Source organism: Miniphocaeibacter sp. (genome assembly GCF_049276255.1).
GTDB lineage: Bacteria > Bacillota > Clostridia > Tissierellales > Peptoniphilaceae > Miniphocaeibacter.
Genome location: NZ_JBASWB010000083.1, coordinates 124,809 through 146,262, shown reverse-complemented (window position 1 = coordinate 146,262; position 21,454 = coordinate 124,809). Strand labels below are relative to the sequence as shown.

Below are 21,454 nucleotides of genomic sequence, written 5' to 3'. Positions count from 1 at the left end.
AAATGAATGATGCTAATGAAAGAATTGTTGGTGGAAGTTACACTAAATTAGATGAGGGTATTGAGTTTACCTTAAGACCTAAATGGATGAATGAGTACATAGGTCAAAACAAGGTTAAAAATAAATTAGATATTTTTATAAAGGCTGCTAAAGAACGTGAAGAAGCACTTGACCATGTTCTTCTTTATGGACCTCCAGGATTGGGAAAAACAACTTTAGCAAATATAATAGCCAATGAAATGGGAGTTAATTTAAGAATAACCAGTGGTCCGGCAATAGAAAAACCTAGTGACCTAGCAAGTATATTGACTAACCTAGGAAGAGATGACGTTCTTTTTATTGACGAAATACACAGAATTAATAGAACTGTTGAAGAAATATTATATCCGGCTATGGAAGATTATGCATTGGATATTATAGTGGGAAAAGGACCATCAGCAAGATCTTTAAGAATTGACCTGGAGAAATTTACCTTAATTGGGGCAACAACAAGATCTGGACAGTTAACCTCACCATTAAGGGATAGGTTTGGTGTAATGCTAAATTTAGAACTATACAAGGTGGAAGATTTAGCCAATATTGTAAAAAGATCAGCTACTTTTTTAAATGTTGAAATAGATGATGAAGGGGCCTTGGAAATTGCAAGAAGAAGCCGAGGGACTCCAAGAATTGCCAATAGACTTTTAAAAAGAGTAAGGGATTATGCTCAAGTAAAGGCTGATGGAAAAATTATTAGAAATACAGCTAAAGATGGTTTGGACTTATTGGAAATAGATCCACTGGGTTTAGACAGTGTAGATAGAAAAATAATAAAAACACTTATATATAATTTTAATGGTGGCCCTGTTGGCGTTGATACAATTGCTGCATCAACAGGAGAAGAAAGAATTACAATAGAAGACGTTTATGAACCTTATTTATTACAATTAGGGTTTTTAAATAGAACTTCAAGAGGAAGAATTGTAACATCAAAAGCATATGAACATTTTGGTGTAAAAAAATAATTTAAAGGTGTTATTTTGAGAACAGATGATTTTAATTTCGATTTAGATGAAGAATTAATTGCTCAATTTCCTATAAAAGATAGGGACCAATCTAAATTGTTGGTTATGAATAAAGAAAGTGGGAAAATTGAGCATAAATACTTTTATAATATAATAGATTATCTTAATAAGGGAGATGTACTTGTCTTAAATGATACAAGGGTTCTTCCAGCAAGATTATTTGGAAATAGACCAGGTAGGGATGAAAAAATAGAAGTACTATTATTAAAGAAAACTTTAGACAGTTCATGGGAGTGTCTAGTAAAACCTGGTAAAAAAATGAAAATAGGTACAGTAGTGGAATTTGGAAATGGTCTTCTTAAGGGTGAAGTTAAGGAAATCAAAGAAGATGGTTCAAGAATTGTAAAATTTATATATGATGGAATTTTTGAAGAAGTTTTAGAAGAACTAGGCACAATGCCACTTCCACCTTATATAAAGGAAAAATTAAAGGACCAAGAAAGGTACCAAACTGTATATTCAAAACATAATGGGTCTGCAGCAGCCCCAACAGCAGGCTTACATTTTACTAAAGATTTGTTATTAAAAATTAAAAACAAGGGTGTTAAAATAGCCTATGTTACATTACATGTTGGCCTAGGTACATTTAGACCTGTAAAAGTAGATAATATTAAAGAACATATTATGCATTCTGAATATTACAATATTCCAGAAGAAAGTTCGAAAATAATAAATGAAGCTATAGAGGAAAATTCTAAAATTATTGCTGTAGGTACTACATCTATAAGAACTTTAGAAACAGTAGCAAGGGATTATGGTAAAATTATACCAACAAGTGGCTGGACTGATATTTTCATTTATCCAGGTTTTGAATTTAAAGTAGTAGATAGTTTAATAACTAATTTTCATCTACCAAAATCTACTTTAATGATGTTGGTGTCTGCTTTTTCAACAAAAGAAAATATAATGAATGCTTATAAAATTGCTATTAAAGAAAAATATAGATTTTTTAGTTTTGGTGATGCAATGTTAATTAATAAAGAGGAAAATAGATGATAAATTATACATTAGTAAAAGAATCTAGTAATTCAAATGCAAGATTAGGTTATATAGATACTCCCCATGGTAGAATTGAAACTCCAATATTTATGCCAGTTGGAACAAGGGGAACTGTAAAAACCATGACTTCTCATGAATTATATGATATTAATGCTCAAATTATACTAGGTAATACCTACCATTTGTATTTAAAACCTGGTCAAGAGGTTTTAAGAGAGGCCGGTGGACTGCATAAATTTATGAATTGGAACCGTCCAATTCTTACGGATAGTGGTGGATTTCAAGTATTTAGTTTAAATACAATTAGAAAAATTACAGAAGAAGGCGTTGAATTTCGTTCACATATCGATGGTTCGAAACATTTTATTTCCCCTGAAAAATCCATGGAAATACAAAATGATATAGGGTCCGATATTATGATGGCCTTTGATGAGTGTGCACCATATCCTGCTAGTAAAGAATATATTGAAAATTCTATGCATAGGACCTTAAGATGGTTGCAAAGATGTAAGGACTACCATAAAAATACCGACAAACAATCTTTATTTGGAATTGTTCAAGGTGGAATGTTTAAGGATTTAAGAGAATATAGTGCAAAAGCCACAGTGGAAATAGATTTACCAGGCTATGCAATTGGAGGACTGTCTGTAGGAGAGCCAAGGGACTTGATGATTGAATATTTAAACCATACTATTCAATTTCTTCCAAAGGACAAGCCAAGGTACTTAATGGGGGTAGGAACACCGGATTATTTATTTGAAGCAGTAGAAGCCGGAATTGATATGGCAGACTGTGTTCTTCCTACAAGAATTGCAAGAAAAGGAACTGCTTTAACAAGTCATGGGAAGTTAGTAGTTAGAAATGCAAAATATTCAAAGGATTTTAGACCTTTAGATGAAGAATGTAATTGTTATACCTGTCAAAATTATAGTAGGGCCTATATTAGGCATTTAGTAAATGTTAATGAAATTTTAGGGGCAAGACTATTGACAATTCATAATTTATCATTTTTAATTAATATGATGGATAAAATTCGTCAGTCTATAAAAGAAGATAGATTTTTAGAATATAAACACGAATTTTACGATAAATATGGTTATAATTACCATAAAATTTAATGGAGGTAGAAATGCAAGGAACGGGTTCAATTCTCTTTTTAGTCGTTATGATAGGGGCTATGTACTTTTTAATGATTAGACCACAACAAAAAAGAGATAAAGAAGTTAGAGAAATGAGAAGCAATTTAAAAGTTGGAGACAATATTATTACTATTGGTGGAATCAAGGGAAAGGTTCTAAAAATAGGTGATGATTATGTTATAATAGAAACCTCTAACGCAAAAACAAGAATGGAGTTTGTTAAATCTGCAATTGGAACAGTAATTAAAGATGAGCCAGTTTCAGAACCAGATGAAGACGACATTGATGAAGATGAAGACGATGAAGAGGAAGACGACGAATAAAATTCAAAACTAAAAATGAATTTTAGTAGTCTTTTTAAAATTATATATTATTTGGATATATAAATTAGTAAAATATTTGATTTTATCAAATATTTTATTTTTTTATAGACAAATATTTGAATAATAAATTTATTTAAGTATTTTAAAGGTGAAAAATGAGTAAATGGTTTATTAAGGGAAATAAGGTTGATTATAGATTAATTAGTAAAAAATATGATATTAATCCAATAATTGCAAAACTACTTGTAAATAGACATATAGATGAAAAAGATATGTATAAATTTTTACATCCAAGCTATGAAAATTCAGTTCACAATCCCTTCTTAATGAAAGACATGGAAAAAGCAGTAAATATTTTAATTGACTCCATTAATAATTACGAACATATTAGAATAGTTGGAGATTATGACCAAGATGGAAATTCAGCTACTATGACTTTAATTGATGGAATTATGATTTATAATGAAAATATATCCTATGCTATTCCCCACAGAGTAGAAGATGGCTATGGAATATCTAAAAGAATAGTAGACGATGCTGTAGATGATAATGTAGATTTAATAATAACCTGTGATAATGGTATAACATCATTTGAAGTTGTTGAATATGCAAAATCAAAAGGTTTAAAAGTAATAGTAACAGACCATCATCAGGTGAAAAACGAAAATGGAGTAGATATTTTGCCTATGGCAGATGCTGTTTTAAATCCTAATAGACAGGACTGTTCCTATCCGTTTAAAAAACTATGTGGAGCTGGTGTTGCCTTTAAGCTTATTCAAGCTCTTTATGATAAATTAGACGGTGATAGGGAATACACGCTTGATTTACTAGAATATGTAGCGATGGGAACAGTCTGTGATGTAGTTGATTTAGTCGATGAAAATAGATATTTTGTAATTGAAGGATTAAAAAGAATTAACAATACAGAAAATTATGGTTTGAAGTGTTTAATAGAAGAAACAGGTTTAAAAACTGAAGTTAACACCTATGCTTTAGGATTTATTATTGGTCCTTGTATTAATGCAGCAGGAAGACTTGACAGTGCAACACTGGGAATAGAATTATTCTTAGAAGAGAATATGCTTAAAATTGAAGAAATTGCCAAAAAACTTGTAAGCTTAAATAACGAAAGAAAAAAACTTACAGAAGAAGGCCTTGAAAAAGTTGAAAATATTATAATTGAAGAAAATCTAAATAAAAATAATATTTTAATAGTTAAGGAAACAAGTATCCATGAAAGTATAGCAGGAATTATTGCAGGTAGAATTAAAGAGAAATATTATAAGCCTACAATTGTATTTACTTCTTCAAATGAAGAGGGAATTTTAAAAGGCTCAGGAAGAAGTATAGATGAATATAATATGTTTGAAGAAATTAACAAATACAATAATATGTTAAATTCTTTTGGTGGACATCCTATGGCAGCAGGCTTATCTATTAAAGAAGAACTTTTTAATGAATTTTCAAAACTATTAAATGAAAATAATTCTTTGGAAGAAGATGATTTAACTCCAAAGATTTACTTAGATTCACAATTATATGCAAATGAATTAACCTTTGATATTATAGATGAAATTAACACCTTGGAGCCTTTTGGCAAGGGCAATAGCAAGCCTATTTTTGGCGATAAAAATGTTAAAATAAATAAGTTGGATATTATTGGTAAAAATAAAAATGTAATTAAATTTCAATTTGATATTAGAAATAGATTAATGGAAGGTATTTATTTTGGGGATGTTGAAGATTTATTAACTTATCTTGAAAATAAATTTAAGAATAATAATAAGGCAAATACTAATAATTATACAAATGAATTTGTTGATATTGTATATTATCCCAATATTAATGAATTTAATGGAAAGAAGAATATACAGCTGGTAATAAAGGAAGTAAGATAGTATAAAATTGAGAATATAGAAAATATATGTTAATATTATACTATTATTTATACTTTAAAAGGAGGTGTATAAATATGCTTGAAGAATTATTAGCTAAAATAGAATTATATAATCCAGGAACAAATAAAGAATTAATTACTAAAGCATATAATTTAGCTGAAGAAAAACATGAGGGACAATTTAGAAGTTCTGGCGAACCATATTTTATTCATCCAGTAGCTGTAGCAAACATACTAGCCGATTTAAATATGGATGATGAAACAATTATGGCAGGCTTACTTCATGATATATTGGAGGATACCGATCTTTCATATGATTCTATGAAGGAAATGTTTGGAGAAGAAATAACTAAACTTGTAGATGGAGTTACAAAGTTAAAAAAATTAAGCTATAAATCCAAACAGGAAAATCAAGCAGAGAATTTAAGAAAAATGGTTCTCGCTATGTCAAAGGACATAAGAGTAGTTATTGTTAAATTAGCTGATAGACTTCATAATATGAGAACTTTAGAATATATGAATAGAAATAAGCAAATTGAAAAAGCAACAGAAACTTTGCAAATTTATGCACCCTTAGCTCATAGATTAGGAATTAATACAATAAAGTGGGAATTAGAGGATTTAAGTTTAAGATATTTAGAACCGGAAATTTATTATGAACTAGTGGAAAAAGTAAAATTAAAAAGAAAAGAAAGAGAATCCTTTATTCAAGATATAATAATGGTTTTAAACTTAGCCTTAGATGAATTAAATATTACTGGAGAAATAAGTGGTAGACCAAAAAGTATCTATAGTATTTATAAAAAGATGTATAAACAAGGCAAGGCTTTTGAAGAACTTTTTGACTTGTCGGCAGTTCGTGTAATTACAGATAGCATTAAGAATTGTTACGGTGTATTAGGGGCAGTTCATACTTTATGGAAGCCAATACCTGGAAGATTTAAAGATTATATTGCTATGCCTAAACCTAATTTATATCAATCTTTACACACAACTGTAATAGGACCTAGAGGAGAAATTTTCGAAGTCCAAATAAGAACTTGGGAAATGCATAGAACAGCTGAATATGGTATTGCTGCCCACTGGAAATACAAGGAAGGAACGACTGGTAAACAATCATCCCTTGACCAAAAGCTTAGTTGGATTAGAGAATTAATGGAATGGCAAAAGGACCTATCCGATTCTAGGGAATTTATTAATACTATAAAAGATGATTTTTCCATGGATGAAGTTTTTGTTTTTTCTCCAAAAGGTGATGTAATAGACCTACCGGAAGGTTCAACTCCAATTGATTTTGCCTATAGAGTCCATTCTGCAGTAGGTAATAAATGTGTAGGTGCAAAAGTTGATGGAAGAATAGTTCCTTTAACCTATAAGTTAAAAACAGGTAATATTGTGGAAATTTTAACATCTTCAAATTCCACAGGTCCAAGTATGGACTGGCTAAAAATTGTAAAGTCATCACAGGCAAAAACTAAAATTAAGCAGTATTTTAAGAAGAAGGAAAGAGACAACAATATTATTAAAGGTAGGGATATGCTTGAAAAAGAAGTGAGAAAACAAGGATATACCTTTAATGAAATATTGAAGGATCATTGGTTAGAATCTGTTAGAGAGAGAATGAGCTTTAAAAATATGGATGATATGTATGCATCTATAGGTTTTGGTACAACTCCTTTAACACAGGTTATGCCAAAATTAAAAGAACTTCATAAGGAATATTATCACACAGAAGATTCTGTTGAAGAATTACAAGAAAACTACTATAAAAATAAGATGCCAGTTAGTTCTGAACATGGAATTATTTTAAAAGGTGTAGACAATATACAACTTAAAATTGCAAAATGTTGTAATCCTGTTCCAGGTGATGAAATTGTTGGCTATATAACTAGAGGACGAGGAGTTTCTGTCCATAGAAAAGACTGTTCAAACATTTTAAATGTTGATGATGATAATCGACTAATTGAAGTTTCTTGGGATAATACTGAAGAATCCAACTATAATGTGGAAATAAAAGTTATAGCTTTTGATAGATTTGGTTATTTAGCAAGTTTAACACAGAAAATTTCTGAACTAGGAATAGACACTAGGGGAATGAATGTTGTTAAAAACAAGGACAAAACTTTTGATATTAATTTAATAGTAGAAGTTAAACATGCAAAACAAATAGAGGATGTTTTATCTACAGTTAGATCTGTAAAGGGAACATTAGATGTTTATAGAGTAAAAATGTAGTTAATTAAAGGAGCAATATGAGAGCAATAGTTCAAAGGGTAAAGGAAGCATCTGTAGAAGTTAATAATGAAATAATAGGAAAAATAAATCAAGGTTTTTTAGTATTTGTTGCAGTAAATGTTGATGATGAATTAAAGGATATAGATTATATTAAAAATAAAGTTATGAATTTAAGAATATTCGAGGACGAAGAAGGTAAAATGAATAAATCTATTATGGATATTCAAGGGGAATTTCTCGTTGTTTCACAATTTACCCTATATGGCGATGCAAGGAAGGGAAATAGACCTAGTTTTATTAATTCAGCAAAACATGAAAAAGCAAATGAATATTATGAGTTATTTATAGAAAAACTAAGAAATGATTCAGGATTAAAAGTTGAAACTGGAAAATTTGCAGCAGATATGCAGATTTCTTTAATTAATGATGGCCCTGTAACTATTCAGTTAGATAGTAGTAAGTTGTATTAGGAGTCTATATGGAAATAATAAAATATGTAACTAGATCTTTAGTTGAAAATGTATATATTGTTATTGAAAATGAAAAGTGCTTTATTGTTGACCCAGGATATGATTTCAAAGGAATACAAGGTATTTTAAAAGAAAGAAAATTAAAACCTGAATTTATTATATTGACCCATGGACATGGAGACCATATTGGTTCGGTAAAGGAACTAAAGGAATATTATAATATACCGGTATATGCACATATAGAGGAAAAAGAGTTATTAAATTCGCCACAATTAAATTTATCCAATCAAATGTATGGCGACATATCCTTAGAAGCTGACTATTATGTTAAAGATGGGGATATTATAAATTTTGAAAATAATGAATTAAAAATTATCCATACTCCAGGACATACACAAGGTGGAATGTGTATTTTAATGGGTCAGCATATTTTTACAGGAGATACGATATTTGCTGGTTCAGTTGGTAGAACGGATTTACCAACTAGTAATTTTGAAAAGTTAAACGAATCTCTTAATAAATTAATGCTGTTAGACGATGATTTAATAATTCATCCTGGACATAATTCAGATAGTACAATTGGTAGAGAAAGGATAAGCAATCCTTTCATATCTTGATTTTATAATTTATTTATTGTAAAATCTTTTATAGTTGAATATAAATACACTGTGAAAAAGAGGAGTAATTTAAAAATCTTTACAGAGAGGGAAATGTTGGTGAAAATTTCCTAAGTAATTTTTAAATGAAGGTTGCTTTGGAGTGTTAAAGTTAATTACTTTATAATTAAGAGAGTCATATTTATTATGAAAATTAGGTGGTACCGCGAACCCTTCGTCCTAAGGATGGAGGGTTTTTTTATTATGATTTTACTTAATTATAAATTTATTACTAAAAGAAATAGTATAGTTAAATAGTATTTTTTAATATTAATAAGGAGAAGATAGTTGAAAAATTTAGATAAGAATTATAATCCTAAGAGTTTTGAAGATAGAATTTATAAAACTTGGAAAGATGGACAATATTTTGTTGCTAAAATAGATGAAAACAAAAAACCATTTACAATTGTAATGCCACCTCCAAATGTAACAGGTAATTTACATTTAGGCCATGCATTAAATAACACCTTACAAGATATTCTTATTAGAAGAAAAAGAATGCAGGGATATTCTGCCTTATGGGTTCCAGGTACAGACCATGCAAGTATTTCTACTGAAATGAAGGTAGTTCAAAAAATTGAAAGTGAAGGAAAAACAAAGGCTGAACTTGGAAGAGAAGAATTTCTTAAAGAAGCTTGGGAATGGACCTACGAGTATGGTGGAAATATTAAAAACCAATTAGAAAAATTAGGAGTTTCCTGTGACTGGTCTAGGGAAGCTTTTACCTTAGATGAAAATCTTTCTAATGCAGTTCAAGAAGTCTTTATAAAAATGTATAAGGACGGCTTAATTTATAGAGGAGATAGAATTGTAAATTGGTGCGTAAGTTGTGGTACGGCAGTTTCAGATGCAGAAGTTGTTCATAAAGATGAAAGTGGGCAATTATGGCATATAAGATATCCCTTTAAAAACAAAGAAGGATATATAGTAATTGCTACAACAAGACCTGAAACAATGTTAGGAGATTTAGCTGTTGCAGTTAACCCTAATGATGAACGCTACGAGGACATTGTAGGAGAGACTTTGGTTTTACCTTTAGTAAATAGGGAAATCCCAATTATTTCCGATGAATATGTTGAAATGGAATTTGGAACAGGAATGGTTAAAATTACTCCTTCCCATGACCCTAATGACTTTGAAGTTGGAGCTAGACATAATTTAGGTCAATGTGTAGTTATTGATGAAAAGGGTTATATTCCAGAAGGTTATGGAAAATATTCCGGAAAGGAAAGACTTGAAGCAAGAAAAGCTATTGTAGCGGACTTAGAAAAATTAGGACTTTTAGATAAAATTGAAGATCATGAACATTCTGTAGGACATTGTGAAAGATGTGGAGCTGTAATTGAGCCGGTTATTTCTAAACAATGGTTTGTGAAAATGGAGAACTTCGCTAAAGAAGCCCTTGAAGTATATAAAAACGGTGAAGTTAATTTAATACCTTCCAGACTTGGCAAGGTTTATGAAAATTGGCTTACAGGAACTAGGGATTGGACTATTTCACGTCAACTTTGGTGGGGACATAGAATTCCAATATACTATTGTGATGATTGTGGAGAAATAATAGTTTCCAAGGAAAGACCTGAGAAATGTACTTGTGGAAGTACAAATCTAAGACAGGACCCTGATACTTTAGATACTTGGTTTTCATCTGCCCTTTGGCCATTTTCAACTTTAGGCTGGCCTGAAAAAACACCTGATTTAGAGTATTTCTTCCCAACGGATGTTTTAGTTACAGGATATGATATTATATTTTTCTGGGTAATTAGAATGGTGTTTTCATCATTATACAATATGGGAAAAGTACCTTTTAAGGATGTATATTTTACTGGGCTAATTAGGGATTCCCAGGGAAGAAAAATGAGTAAGTCCTTAAATAACGGTATTGACCCATTAGAAGTAATTGACCAATATGGTGCAGATGCTTTAAGATTTACATTAGTTACAGGTAACTCCCCAGGTAATGATATGAGATTTTATATGGAGAGGGTAGAAGCCAACAGAAACTTTGCTAATAAATTATGGAATGCTACTCGTTTTATTTTCATGAATTTAGATGAGGATAATATAAAAAATATTGATGACTTGGAACTTGAAAATGTAGATAAGTGGATAATTTCACGTGCTAATAATCTAATTAAAAATGTAGATGAAAATATAGATAAATATGAAATTGGACTGGCAGCAGATAAGATTTATGATTTTGTTTGGAACGAGTTTTGTGACTGGTATATTGAATTAGTAAAGACTAGACTTTATAATTCAGATTTAGAAAGAAGTATAAAGGCTCAAAGTACATTAATCCATGTATTAGATATAATTTTAAAGTTACTTCATCCTTTTATGCCTTATATAACTGAGGAAATCTATTCTATAATGCCTAATAAAAAGGACATGCTTATAAATGAAACTTGGCCAAAATACGAGTCAAGCTATGAATTTATAAATGAAGAAGAAAAAATAGATATAATGATAAATGCAATTAAATCCATTAGAAATGCAAGGGCTGAACTAAATATTGCCCCAAGTAAAAAAGCTGAATTAATATTTAGTAGTAAGGATAGGAATTCAATAGATACTTTAAAAGAGTTAACAGAACATTTTAAAACTTTAGGTGGAGCTTCAAGTGTTAAGTTTTTAGAAGAGGATTTAGACGAAAACATAGATGCAATTTCTATAGTTCAAAATAAATTTAAGATTTTTATACCTTTAGCTGATTTAGTTGACTATTCTAAAGAGTTAGAAAGATTAGAAAAGGAAGCTGAAAAACTTAAGTCAGAAATTAAAAGAGCTAGTGGAAAATTATCAAATGAAAAATTTACCTCTAAAGCACCTGAAAAAGTTGTACAGGAAGAAAGAGATAAATTGGTAAAATATGAAGGTATGCTTGAAGAGGTAAATAGTTCAATAGAAGGAATTAAGGCAAAATTATAATGGAATTTGATGAAGCTTTAGCATATTTGGAAGATGTAAAATATGGACATTGCAAGGACTTAAATAACTTTAAAGAGGTCCTTGCTCTTTTTAATATAGACGAATCGGATTTTAAAATTATTCAAATAGCAGGAACAAATGGAAAAGGGACAGTTGGAACTTTTTTAAGTAATTTTATTGCAAATTCCAGTAAAAAAGTTGGTCATTTTATTTCTCCCCATCTAATAGATTATAGAGAAAGATTTAAAGTTAATAATAATATTATTTCAAAGGAAAAATTTATAGAAATTACAGAAATAATAAAAGATAAGTTATCAGATAAGTTGAAAAATAGCTTAACCTATTTTGAATTGTCATTTCTAGTGGCTTTACTTGTCTTTAAGCATGAAAAAGTTGAATATTTAATATTGGAAACTGGAATAGGTGGAAGATTTGATATTACAAATATTTTTTCAAATAATATTCTATCTATTATAACTACTATTGCCTATGACCATACAAATATTTTAGGAAATTCTCTAGAGGAAATAGCCTACCATAAATCCGGTATAATAAAACCCTATTCAAAGGTTGTTTCCTATTGTCATACCAGAGAGGTTGATGAAATTATAGAAAAAGAGGCTTTTAATAAAAAGGCTGTCTTAGATTTTCTAAATAAAAAAGATATAAAATTTTTAAAGATGGACATTAATGGTTCAGATTTTATATTCTTGTCAGAAGAATTTCATACATCAATGATTGGAAAACATCAAATATATAATATTTGTTTAGCTTTAAAGGCTTTTTTATTATTAAATATTGCTTATAATAAAACTATTATAAAGTCAATAATAAATAAGCTTCAATTTGAAGGAAGAATGGAAAAAATAAATAGCAATCCAACTGTAATTGTAGATGGAGCTCACAATGATGAAGGTTTAGAAATTTTAAATAAAAATATTAAATATCTTAATCTTGAAGATTTTATTTTAATAGTAGGCTCAATGAACGATAAAAATATTTTTAATAAATTAGAGAAGATTATATTAAGGGCGAAAACTGTTATTTTTACAAAAATTGATTATGAAAGAGCTATAGAGCCGGAAAAGTTAATTAAATTACTTAATTTACAGAATAAAGAGTATCACATTTTAACCAATCTTAAAGAAATTAAGGAATTTATATTAAATAATGTTAAAAAGGAAGATTTAGTTTTAATAACAGGCTCCTTATATTTAGTTGGAGAATTTAAAAAGGTTTTTTAATGAAGAATAGTAATAGTGGAGAGAAATATGTATAGTGACTTTGCAGAAATTTACAATAAATTAGTTTTTGATATAGATTATGATTTCTATTACAATACTATAAAGATAGAATTAAACAAATATAATATTATTCCAAGAAATATACTGGAAATAGGAATAGGTACTGGGAATTTAACTAAAAGAATGAATTTTGAAACAGATTCCTATATTGGAATTGACTTAAGTCAAAAAATGCTGGAAATTGCCAGTAATAATCTTATAGGTAAAAAGGACATAAGCTTATTAAACGCAAATATTATAGATTTTACTTTAGAAAATTCCTTTGATTTAGCTATAAGTACACTAGATACAATAAATTATATATTAGATGAGAAAGAATTGTTACTAGCATTTGAAAATGTTTATAATAGTTTAAAAAAAGATTCTGCTTTTATTTTTGATATTAATTCTGAAAATAAATTAATGGAAGTTCTAGGAAATAATACCTTTGTATTTGAACATGAAAATATATTCTATACATGGCAAAATTTTTTAGATGAAGAAGAAAATATAGTTGATTTTGTTTTAGATTTTTTTATAGAGGAAAATGGATTATACAGAAGAATAAGAGAAGAGCAAAGTGAAAAAATTTATTCCCTAGACTTTATAATAGAATTATTAAAAAAAGTTGGTTTTAGAAATATTTCTTTTAAAGACTTCGATAGTGGAAATAAGGTTAATGAAAAAACCCAAAGAATTTTGTTTACAGCTATTAAATAATCTATAAAATATAATATGTACGTTTTAGTATTTCTTGCAATTTAGAATTAAATATGGTATAGTTGAATTGTAGCAAAGCTACGCGTATCAACGATGGACATTATCGTTGAGTTCGTTTATTTTTTTTGGAGGATTTTTTTAATGGCTAAAGGCAAAGTAAAATGGTTTAATGCAACTAAAGGATTTGGATTTATATCTACAGAAGAAGGAGAAGACGTTTTCGTTCATTATTCAGCTTTAGAAGATAATGGAGAGTTCAGAACTTTAGATGAAGGACAAGATGTTGAATTCGAAGTAGTTGAAGGAACAAAAGGTCCACAAGCTTCTAATGTAGTTAAGTTATAAATTACAGAAATATTTTTAGAAGTAAACCAAAGCCCCTAATTATTTAGGGGCTTTTGTAATTGGAGGATATATGAGTAAATTATATAGGGCAATTAATAAAAAGGAAACAATAAGATTTTTTATTATAAATTCTACTGAGATAATAGAAGAAATGAGAAAAACTCATAATACTTCTACAACTGCCACAGCTGCATTAGGTCGATTAACTACTATGGCAGCAATAATGGGCTCGGATATAAAAAATGAAAAAGAAAAAATTATTTTAAAAATTAAGGGTGATGGTCCTTCTGGAATGCTTATTTCGGAAATAAATTCTAAAGGAAACATAAAATCATATATTCAAAATCCTCAAATAGATATTCCAAGTATTGCTGAAAATAGCAAATTGGATGTAGGCTCTTTTGTAGGGAAAAATGGAGCATTGGCAGTAATACATGATTTTGGCTTTGGCGAACCTTATACAGGTCAAACAAGCTTAATTTCAGGAGAAATAGCAGAGGACTTTGCAAATTATTTCTATCAATCAGATCAGCTACCTACAGTAGTTACTCTAGGTGTTTTAGTTGATACTGACTATTCAGTAAAATCAGCAGGTGGTATTTTCATTCAAGCCTTACCTGGTTATACAGATGAAGATATAGATATGTTGGAAAAATGTATAAATAATCTTCCATCAGTAAGTTCATTATTTAACCAATATAAATCTCCTGAGGAAATTTTAAATATATTTTTCAAGGAAATGGAAGTTGAAGTTTTAGAAATAGAAGATAGAAACTATAAATGTGACTGTAATAGAGATAGAATAGAAAATGCATTATTATCTATTGGAGAAGGGGAACTTAATAAAATAATAGAAGAAGATCATCATATTGAATTAACCTGTAGTTATTGTAATAAAAAATATAATTTTTCTGAAGAAGAAATTAAAGATTTACTAGAGAAAGCAAGGATTTAGTCCTTGCTTTTTTTGCCGTTAATGAATTATAGAAGATTGTTATTATTTATGATATAATATATTAAATATTTTATATAAGGGATGAATTAAATGATAAAAGTTGGAATTGTTGGGTCAACCGGTTATGCTGGTGGAGAATTAGTAAGGTTGTTATTACAGCATAAAGAAGTTGAAATTAAATGGTTATATTCACAAAGTTATCTTGGAGAGGATTACCATAAAATCTATGGTAATTTTTTTAAACTATTAGATAAGAAATGTGTTGGAGGAGATATTAATAAATTAGCTGATGAAGTAGATTTAATATTTACTGCTACTCCACAAGGGTATTGTTCGGGAATAATAAATGAAGAACTCTTAAGTAAGGTAAAAGTAATTGATTTAAGTGCTGATTTTAGAATTAAAGATCTAGAAATATATAAGGCATGGTATAATTTAGACCACAAATCTCCAGACTATATTGGTGAAGCAGTATATGGTCTGTGTGAAATTAATAGAGAAGAAATTAGAGAAACTAGAATTTTAGCTAATCCAGGCTGTTATACTACAGCATCTATTCTTTCCCTATACCCACTAGTTAAAGAAAAAGTAGTGGATTTAAATAGTATTGTAATTGATGCAAAATCAGGTACATCAGGAGCTGGAAGAAGCAGTTCGGTTTCGACCTTATTCTGTGAAGTAAATGAAAGTATTAAGGCCTATGGAATTACAAATCATAGACATACACCAGAAATTGAGGAACAACTTAGCTATGGAGCCGGGGAAGATGTTTTAGTGAATTTTACTCCCCATTTAGTTCCTATGAACAGGGGTATTTTAACTACTTCCTATTTAAATTTATTAGATAATTTAAATTATTCTGACATAAAGGGAATTTATAATAAATATTATGGTAATGAGTTTTTTATTAGACTTTTAGATGAAAATGTATTTCCAGAAACTAGGTGGGTTTCAAGTAGTAACTTTGTAGATATTAATTTTAAAATTGATAGTAGAACAAACAGAGTAATTGTTGTTTCTGCAATAGATAATTTAATAAAAGGTGCAGCAGGGCAGGCTGTACAAAATATGAATATAATGTATGGTTTAAAAGAGAATGAGGGATTGGAACAAATTCCTTTGTTCCCATAATAGATAAGGAGTGTATATGAGAGAAATTAAGGGAGGTATTGTTTCTCCAAAGGGTTTTTATTCTGCAGGAGTTAAGGCGGGAATAAAAGTCGATAGTTTGGATATGGCTGCAATATACAGTGAAGTACCAGCAAGTATAGCTGGTACTTTTACACAAAATATAGTAAAAGCAGCACCGGTAGTTTGGGATAGAAAAATAGTTGAAGATAATTTAAAATCTCAGCTGGTAATTATTAACAGTGGTATTGCTAATGCAGCAGTAGGTAAAGAAGGACTAATGGATTGTGAAGAAACTGCAATTGAAGCTGAGAAAATTTTTGCTTTAGATAAGAATTCTATTTTACTGGCATCAACAGGACTAATAGGTTCTAAATTACCAATGGATAAAATAAAGAAAGGCGTTAAATTATTAAAAGATAATTTAAATAATTCAGAGGAAAGTGCTAATTTAACAGCAAATGCTATTTTAACTACAGATACTAAAAAGAAAGAAATAGCAGTTGAACTAGAGTTAGATAATAAAATAGTAAAAATAGCTGGTATATGTAAGGGTTCAGGAATGATTCACCCAAATATGTGCACTATGTTGGCTTTTATTACTTCAGATGTTAATATTGATGATTCACTTTTAAAAGAATGTACAAAAGAAATAGTAGAAGATACTTTTAATATGATTTCAGTTGATGGAGATACGTCTACAAATGATACAGTTTTAGTTATGGCTAATGGACTAGCAGAAAATAAAAAAATTATTAAGGAAGATAAAGAATTTTTAAAATTTAAAGATGCCTTAAAATATGTTCTAACTTATTTGGCGAAAAAAATCGCTGAAGATGGGGAAGGTGCAACAAAATTATTTGAAGTTAAGATTAAAGGAGCCTCTTCTACAAATCAAGCTAAAAAACTTGCTAAATCAGTTGTAACTTCTAATTTAACTAAGGCAGCATTATTTGGAAATGATGCTAATTGGGGAAGAATTTTCTGTGCAATGGGTTATGCAGGAGAAAACTTTGATCCTTTTAAGGTAGATTTAAATTTCATAAGTAAGGCTGGAAATATAGAAATTGTTAAAAATGGAGTAGCTGAAAATTTTAATGAAGAAAAGGCTGTAGAAATATTATCCCAAAAGGAAGTTTTAGCATTAATTAATCTAAAAGAAGGAAGTTACGAAGCAACGGCTTGGGGTTGTGACTTAACCTATGAATATGTAAAAATAAACGGAGAGTATAGATCATGATAGATACTTTAAATTCAAATTTAGTGGAGGATAAGGCCAATATTTTAATTGAAGCTTTACCCTATATACAAAAATTTCATAACAAGGTAATTGTAATTAAATATGGTGGTTCAGCTATGTTAGATGAAACTCTGAAGGAAAGTGTAATGAGAGATGTTGCCTTGTTAAAATCCGTTGGAATTCATCCTGTAATTGTCCATGGTGGAGGAAAAGAAATAACTAAATGGGTTGAATTAAATGGAATGAAATCTGAATTTTATAATGGATTTAGAATAACCGATTCAGACACAATGAAAATAGTAGAAATGGTTCTTGGAGGAGTTAATAAAGGCCTAGTCTCCCATATGGAAAGCTTAGGAGTAAAGGCAGTAGGATTAAGTGGAAAAGACGGCTCTATGTTACGTGTTAAAAAGAAGGAAATAGATAATGTAGATATAGGATTTGTCGGAGATATTACAAAGGTGAACACACAATTAATTAATACTTTACTAAAAGATGATTATGTACCGGTTATTTGTCCTATAGGATTAGATAAAAATTATAAGATGTACAATATAAATGCCGATGAGGCTGCTAGTGAAATAGCAATATCTTTAGAAGCTGAAAAACTTGCTTTTTTAACGGATACAGAAGGTTTTTATTTGAATTTTAATGATGAGAGTTCCTTAATTTCCAGAATATCGGTAAGTGATTCACAAAAATTAATTAGGGAAGGAAAAATTAATGGTGGAATGTTACCTAAAATGGAAAATTGTATTAGGGCGGCTAAAAATGGTGTAAAAAGAGTCCATATTTTAGATGGTAGAAAAATGCATAGTCTTTTATTGGAAATATTTACTAAAAAGGGTATAGGAACATTAATTTATAGATAAAGGAGTAGTAATGGATAAATATATAGATTTAGCAGAAGAAAATATTTTAAAAACCTATAATCGCTTCCCAGTAGTTTTTAAAAAGGGAGAAGATGTATATCTTTATGATAATGAAAATAAAAAATACTTAGATTTTTTAAGTGGTATAGGAGTAATTGGTTTAGGATATAGTAATAAAAAATTCATAGATAGTATTAAGGAGCAGGTAGAAAATTTACTACATACTTCTAACTTATTTTATACAGAAGAAATTGCAATTGCTGCAGAAAAAATAATAGAAGTTAGTAAAATGTCTAAGGTGTTTTTTACAAATAGTGGAGCTGAAGCAATAGAAGGAGCCTTAAAAGTAGCAAAAAAATTTGCCTATGAAAAAAATGGAAAAGATGAATATGAAATTATAGCATTTAAGAACTCTTTTCATGGAAGAACAATAGGTGCACTGTCTGTAACAGGTAATGAATCTTACAGGGAGCCTTTTTATCCTTTACTACCAGGAGTTAAGTTTACAGAAATAAATAATATAGATAGTGTTAAAAAACTAATTAATTCAAAAACTGCTGCAATAATTGTAGAACCTATTCAAGGAGAAGGTGGATTAACTGTAGCAGATAGTAAATTTTTAAAGGAATTAGAATCTATTTGCAATGAAAAGAATATTTTATTAATTCTAGATGAAATACAATGTGGAGTAGGAAGAACAGGTAGTTTTTATAGGTATTTAGAATTAGGTATAAAACCAGATATTGTAACTACTGCAAAGGCTATAGGTAATGGAATTCCGGTAGGAGCGTTTCTTTTAAATGAGAAAGCTGCTAAAGCTTCATTAAAGCCAGGTGACCATGGTACAACTTATGGTGGTAATCCTTTAGCTGGAAAAGCTATTTCTACAGTAATAGATATTTTTAAAGAAGATAAAATTATAGACAAGGTTAATCTAACATCAGAGTACTTTGAAAAGAAATTAGATGAATTAGTTAACAAGTATGATTTTATTTTAGAGAAAAAAGGTATTGGATTAATGAGAGGACTAAAACTATCTTCCGATAAAAAAGCTGGAGATATAGTAAAAAATTCTTTAGATAATGGATTAGTTATAGGAACAGCAGAAGGAAATGTTTTAAGATTTTTACCACCATTAATAATAGACAACAACAATATAGATGAAATGATAGAAAAATTAGAAAAATCCTTTTAATTTCATATTGTAACAAAAACAAGAGTAAAGGCTCTTGTTTTTTAATTTATTTAAAAGATTATAGTTTATCAATATAAGTATAGATATTATTAAAATGTTTTATTTTTAGATTTAGATATAATAAAATTATCAATATTAATATCTATAGGAGGTATATTATGAGAAAAGAATATCCACGTCCAAATTTTGTAAGAAAAGACTGGCTTAATTTAAATGGAGAATGGGACTTTAAGTATGATGATAAAAATACAAAAATAAATGTTCCCTTTGTTCCTCAATGTAAATTAAGTGGAATTAATGAAAGAATAAGAACGGATTTTGTAGTCTATGAAAGAAAATTCAATATTCCTAGTGAATGGAATGGAAAAAATATAATATTACACTTTGGTGCAGTAGACTATAGTTGTGAGGTTTTTCTTAACAATAGTAAAGTAGGTTCACATAAAGGTGGAAATACCTCCTTTAGTTTCGATATAACACGTTTTTTAAAAGATGGTGAACAAGTATTAACAGTAGAGGTTTACGATCCATTAAAGGACGATACAATTGCAAGAGGAAAACAATTTTGGAAAGAGGAAAGTGAATTTATTTGGTATACTCCAAGTACAGGCATATGGCAAACCGTTTGGTTAGAACCTGTTGATGATTCACATATTTCATATGTTCATATGACTCCTAATATAGATAGGGGAGAAGTTGAAATAAGGTTTGACTTAGATAAAAAATGTAAATTACCCTGTGAAGTTAATTTTCAAATAAAATTTAAAGATGAAATAGTTAATGATACCTTAATTAAATGTAATCAATTACAAAATAAAATTGTAATAGACGTTTTTGGAAATAGGGCAATGGAAGGTAGTTTTCATTTTACTGGTAGATATTGGACTCCAGAAAATCCTGTTTTATATGATGTTGAAATAAAATTATTAAATAATAATATCATTAAAGACCAAGTTAAAAGCTATTTTGGTATGAGAAAAGTCCACATTGAAAATGGAAAATTTTATTTAAATAATCTTCCTTATTATAATAAATTAATTTTAGACCAGGGTTATTGGAAGGATGGATTAATTACTGCTCCTAAAGATGAAGATTATAAAACCGATATTATTAAATTTAAAGAAATGGGCTTTAATGGATGTAGAAAGCATGAAAAAGTAGAAGATCCAAGATTTTTATATTGGGCAGATAAATTGGGATTTTTAGTTTGGATTGGAATGGCAAGTTTTTGGAGTTACACTCCAGAAGCAGCAAGTAATTTTACTAAGGAATGGTGTGATGTAATAAAAAGGGATTACAATAGCCCAAGTATAGTAGTTTGGGGAATGTTAAATGAAAGCTGGGGAGTACCTAAAATTTATGATAATTTATTTCAACAAGCTTTTTCCCAATCCTTATATTATTTAGCTAAAAGTTTAGACCAAAGTAGACTTGCAATAGGTAACGATGGTTGGGAGCAAACCGTAACAGATATTGCTGCCCTACATACCTATAAACATGGTGTAGACAAAGACTATAAGCAACATGAACTTTTCTCTAGAAGTTTAAAAAACATTGATGAAATGCATAATATTGTAGAAAAACTACCTTATGCTAAGGGTTTTAAATATAATGGAGAACCTTTTATGATTACTGAGTTTGGTGGAATTTCAATGGCAAATGATAATTCAGATGACTGGGGTTATACCTTTGCAAGAAGTGAAGAGGAGTTTATTTCCACCTATGAGAGAATTATGGATTCTATTTATGAATCAGATATAATTTGTGGTTATTGCTATACTCAAGCTACAGATATTGAACAAGAAACCAACGGATTATTGGATATAGACCATGAATTTAAATTTAATCCAGCTAGGATAAAAGAAATAAATGATAAAAAGAAAGTTAATAATCTTTAAAGTAAGTCTCACCTCAGGTGGGACTTTTTATTTTATGGATAGTGATATTAATCTTAAAATATGATAATCTAGTTTTAAGTGTTGTTAAAAATAAGTAAAATATA

At 29.1% G+C, this 21,454-nt stretch carries 18 protein-coding genes and 1 other annotated feature; all 18 genes read left to right on the top strand.

Going from position 1 to position 21,454, the window contains the following annotated elements; translation table 11 throughout:
- Nucleotides 1–2: 2 nt before the first annotated feature.
- The 18 genes from ruvB to WAO56_RS12215 all read left to right on the top strand — a co-directional run bounded on the left by ruvB (nt 3) and on the right by WAO56_RS12215 (nt 21,350).
- Nucleotides 3–1,004, top strand: a complete 1,002-nt coding sequence (gene ruvB, locus WAO56_RS12300) for a Holliday junction branch migration DNA helicase RuvB (protein WP_422144351.1) — start codon at nt 3–5, stop codon at nt 1,002–1,004.
- Nucleotides 1,005–1,019: 15 nt separating this feature from the next.
- Nucleotides 1,020–2,060, top strand: a complete 1,041-nt coding sequence (queA, locus tag WAO56_RS12295) for a tRNA preQ1(34) S-adenosylmethionine ribosyltransferase-isomerase QueA (RefSeq protein WP_422144350.1) — start codon at nt 1,020–1,022, stop codon at nt 2,058–2,060.
- Nucleotides 2,057–3,181 carry a tRNA guanosine(34) transglycosylase Tgt gene (gene tgt / locus WAO56_RS12290; protein WP_422144349.1) on the top strand — a complete coding sequence of 375 codons (1,125 nt, stop codon included), beginning with the start codon at nt 2,057–2,059 and terminating at the stop codon, nt 3,179–3,181. The genes queA and tgt overlap by 4 nt, the downstream gene beginning before the upstream one ends.
- An 11-nt stretch (nt 3,182–3,192) precedes the next feature.
- Entirely contained in the window at nt 3,193–3,525 is a 333-nt protein-coding gene (gene yajC / locus WAO56_RS12285; protein WP_422144348.1) for a preprotein translocase subunit YajC, read from the top strand.
- 155 nt (nt 3,526–3,680) lie between these two features.
- Nucleotides 3,681–5,423 (top strand): single-stranded-DNA-specific exonuclease RecJ, encoded by a 1,743-nt coding sequence (gene recJ / locus WAO56_RS12280; protein ID WP_422144347.1) that lies wholly within the window; start codon nt 3,681–3,683, stop codon nt 5,421–5,423.
- Nucleotides 5,424–5,497: 74 nt separating this feature from the next.
- Nucleotides 5,498–7,657, top strand: coding sequence for a RelA/SpoT family protein (locus WAO56_RS12275; protein WP_422144346.1), 2,160 nt, complete (start codon nt 5,498–5,500; stop codon nt 7,655–7,657).
- A 17-nt stretch (nt 7,658–7,674) separates the two neighbouring features.
- A complete protein-coding gene (dtd, locus tag WAO56_RS12270) occupies nt 7,675–8,127 on the top strand; it encodes a D-aminoacyl-tRNA deacylase (protein WP_422144345.1) in 453 nt (150 codons plus the stop codon).
- 8 nt (nt 8,128–8,135) lie between these two features.
- Nucleotides 8,136–8,744 (top strand): MBL fold metallo-hydrolase, encoded by a 609-nt coding sequence (locus WAO56_RS12265; RefSeq protein WP_422144344.1) that lies wholly within the window; start codon nt 8,136–8,138, stop codon nt 8,742–8,744.
- Between the two features lie 42 nt (nt 8,745–8,786).
- Nucleotides 8,787–8,969: a binding site (T-box leader), on the top strand.
- Between the two features lie 102 nt (nt 8,970–9,071).
- Nucleotides 9,072–11,714 (top strand): valine--tRNA ligase, encoded by a 2,643-nt coding sequence (locus WAO56_RS12260; RefSeq protein WP_422144343.1) that lies wholly within the window; start codon nt 9,072–9,074, stop codon nt 11,712–11,714.
- On the top strand, nt 11,714–12,958 hold the full coding sequence (locus WAO56_RS12255; RefSeq protein ID WP_422144342.1) for a bifunctional folylpolyglutamate synthase/dihydrofolate synthase: 1,245 nt from the start codon (nt 11,714–11,716) through the stop codon (nt 12,956–12,958). Before WAO56_RS12260 ends, WAO56_RS12255 begins: the two co-directional genes overlap by 1 nt.
- Before the next feature lie 27 nt (nt 12,959–12,985).
- Complete coding sequence (locus tag WAO56_RS12250) at nt 12,986–13,717, top strand: class I SAM-dependent DNA methyltransferase (protein WP_422144341.1); 732 nt, start codon at nt 12,986–12,988, stop codon at nt 13,715–13,717.
- 141 nt (nt 13,718–13,858) lie between these two features.
- Nucleotides 13,859–14,062 (top strand): cold-shock protein, encoded by a 204-nt coding sequence (locus WAO56_RS12245; RefSeq protein ID WP_422144340.1) that lies wholly within the window; start codon nt 13,859–13,861, stop codon nt 14,060–14,062.
- A gap of 70 nt (nt 14,063–14,132) precedes the next feature.
- Nucleotides 14,133–15,017: an Hsp33 family molecular chaperone HslO gene (gene hslO, locus WAO56_RS12240; RefSeq protein WP_422144339.1), complete on the top strand. Its 885-nt coding sequence runs from the start codon at nt 14,133–14,135 to the stop codon at nt 15,015–15,017.
- 90 nt (nt 15,018–15,107) lie between these two features.
- A complete protein-coding gene (gene argC, locus WAO56_RS12235; RefSeq protein ID WP_422144338.1) occupies nt 15,108–16,148 on the top strand; it encodes an N-acetyl-gamma-glutamyl-phosphate reductase in 1,041 nt (346 codons plus the stop codon).
- Nucleotides 16,149–16,164: 16 nt separating this feature from the next.
- Nucleotides 16,165–17,385, top strand: coding sequence for a bifunctional glutamate N-acetyltransferase/amino-acid acetyltransferase ArgJ (gene argJ, locus WAO56_RS12230; protein WP_422144337.1), 1,221 nt, complete (start codon nt 16,165–16,167; stop codon nt 17,383–17,385).
- Nucleotides 17,382–18,257: an acetylglutamate kinase gene (gene argB, locus WAO56_RS12225; protein WP_422144336.1), complete on the top strand. Its 876-nt coding sequence runs from the start codon at nt 17,382–17,384 to the stop codon at nt 18,255–18,257. Before argJ ends, argB begins: the two co-directional genes overlap by 4 nt.
- A 10-nt stretch (nt 18,258–18,267) precedes the next feature.
- Nucleotides 18,268–19,452, top strand: coding sequence for an aspartate aminotransferase family protein (locus tag WAO56_RS12220; RefSeq protein WP_422144335.1), 1,185 nt, complete (start codon nt 18,268–18,270; stop codon nt 19,450–19,452).
- Between the two features lie 158 nt (nt 19,453–19,610).
- Nucleotides 19,611–21,350 carry a glycoside hydrolase family 2 protein gene (locus WAO56_RS12215; RefSeq protein WP_422144334.1) on the top strand — a complete coding sequence of 580 codons (1,740 nt, stop codon included), beginning with the start codon at nt 19,611–19,613 and terminating at the stop codon, nt 21,348–21,350.
- Nucleotides 21,351–21,454: the final 104 nt, after the last annotated feature.

What these genes read in the sequence shown, in the direction of transcription:
- ruvB (WP_422144351.1), top strand. Translation starts at nt 3, where the DNA reads ATGAATGATGCTAATGAAAGAATTGTTGGTGGAAGTTACACTAAATTA.
- tgt (WP_422144349.1), top strand. Translation starts at nt 2,057, where the DNA reads ATGATAAATTATACATTAGTAAAAGAATCTAGTAATTCAAATGCAAGA.
- yajC (WP_422144348.1), top strand. Translation starts at nt 3,193, where the DNA reads ATGCAAGGAACGGGTTCAATTCTCTTTTTAGTCGTTATGATAGGGGCT.
- recJ (WP_422144347.1), top strand. Translation starts at nt 3,681, where the DNA reads ATGAGTAAATGGTTTATTAAGGGAAATAAGGTTGATTATAGATTAATT.
- WAO56_RS12275 (WP_422144346.1), top strand. Translation starts at nt 5,498, where the DNA reads ATGCTTGAAGAATTATTAGCTAAAATAGAATTATATAATCCAGGAACA.
- dtd (WP_422144345.1), top strand. Translation starts at nt 7,675, where the DNA reads ATGAGAGCAATAGTTCAAAGGGTAAAGGAAGCATCTGTAGAAGTTAAT.
- WAO56_RS12265 (WP_422144344.1), top strand. Translation starts at nt 8,136, where the DNA reads ATGGAAATAATAAAATATGTAACTAGATCTTTAGTTGAAAATGTATAT.
- WAO56_RS12255 (WP_422144342.1), top strand. Translation starts at nt 11,714, where the DNA reads ATGGAATTTGATGAAGCTTTAGCATATTTGGAAGATGTAAAATATGGA.
- WAO56_RS12250 (WP_422144341.1), top strand. Translation starts at nt 12,986, where the DNA reads ATGTATAGTGACTTTGCAGAAATTTACAATAAATTAGTTTTTGATATA.
- WAO56_RS12245 (WP_422144340.1), top strand. Translation starts at nt 13,859, where the DNA reads ATGGCTAAAGGCAAAGTAAAATGGTTTAATGCAACTAAAGGATTTGGA.
- hslO (WP_422144339.1), top strand. Translation starts at nt 14,133, where the DNA reads ATGAGTAAATTATATAGGGCAATTAATAAAAAGGAAACAATAAGATTT.
- argC (WP_422144338.1), top strand. Translation starts at nt 15,108, where the DNA reads ATGATAAAAGTTGGAATTGTTGGGTCAACCGGTTATGCTGGTGGAGAA.
- argJ (WP_422144337.1), top strand. Translation starts at nt 16,165, where the DNA reads ATGAGAGAAATTAAGGGAGGTATTGTTTCTCCAAAGGGTTTTTATTCT.
- argB (WP_422144336.1), top strand. Translation starts at nt 17,382, where the DNA reads ATGATAGATACTTTAAATTCAAATTTAGTGGAGGATAAGGCCAATATT.
- WAO56_RS12220 (WP_422144335.1), top strand. Translation starts at nt 18,268, where the DNA reads ATGGATAAATATATAGATTTAGCAGAAGAAAATATTTTAAAAACCTAT.
- WAO56_RS12215 (WP_422144334.1), top strand. Translation starts at nt 19,611, where the DNA reads ATGAGAAAAGAATATCCACGTCCAAATTTTGTAAGAAAAGACTGGCTT.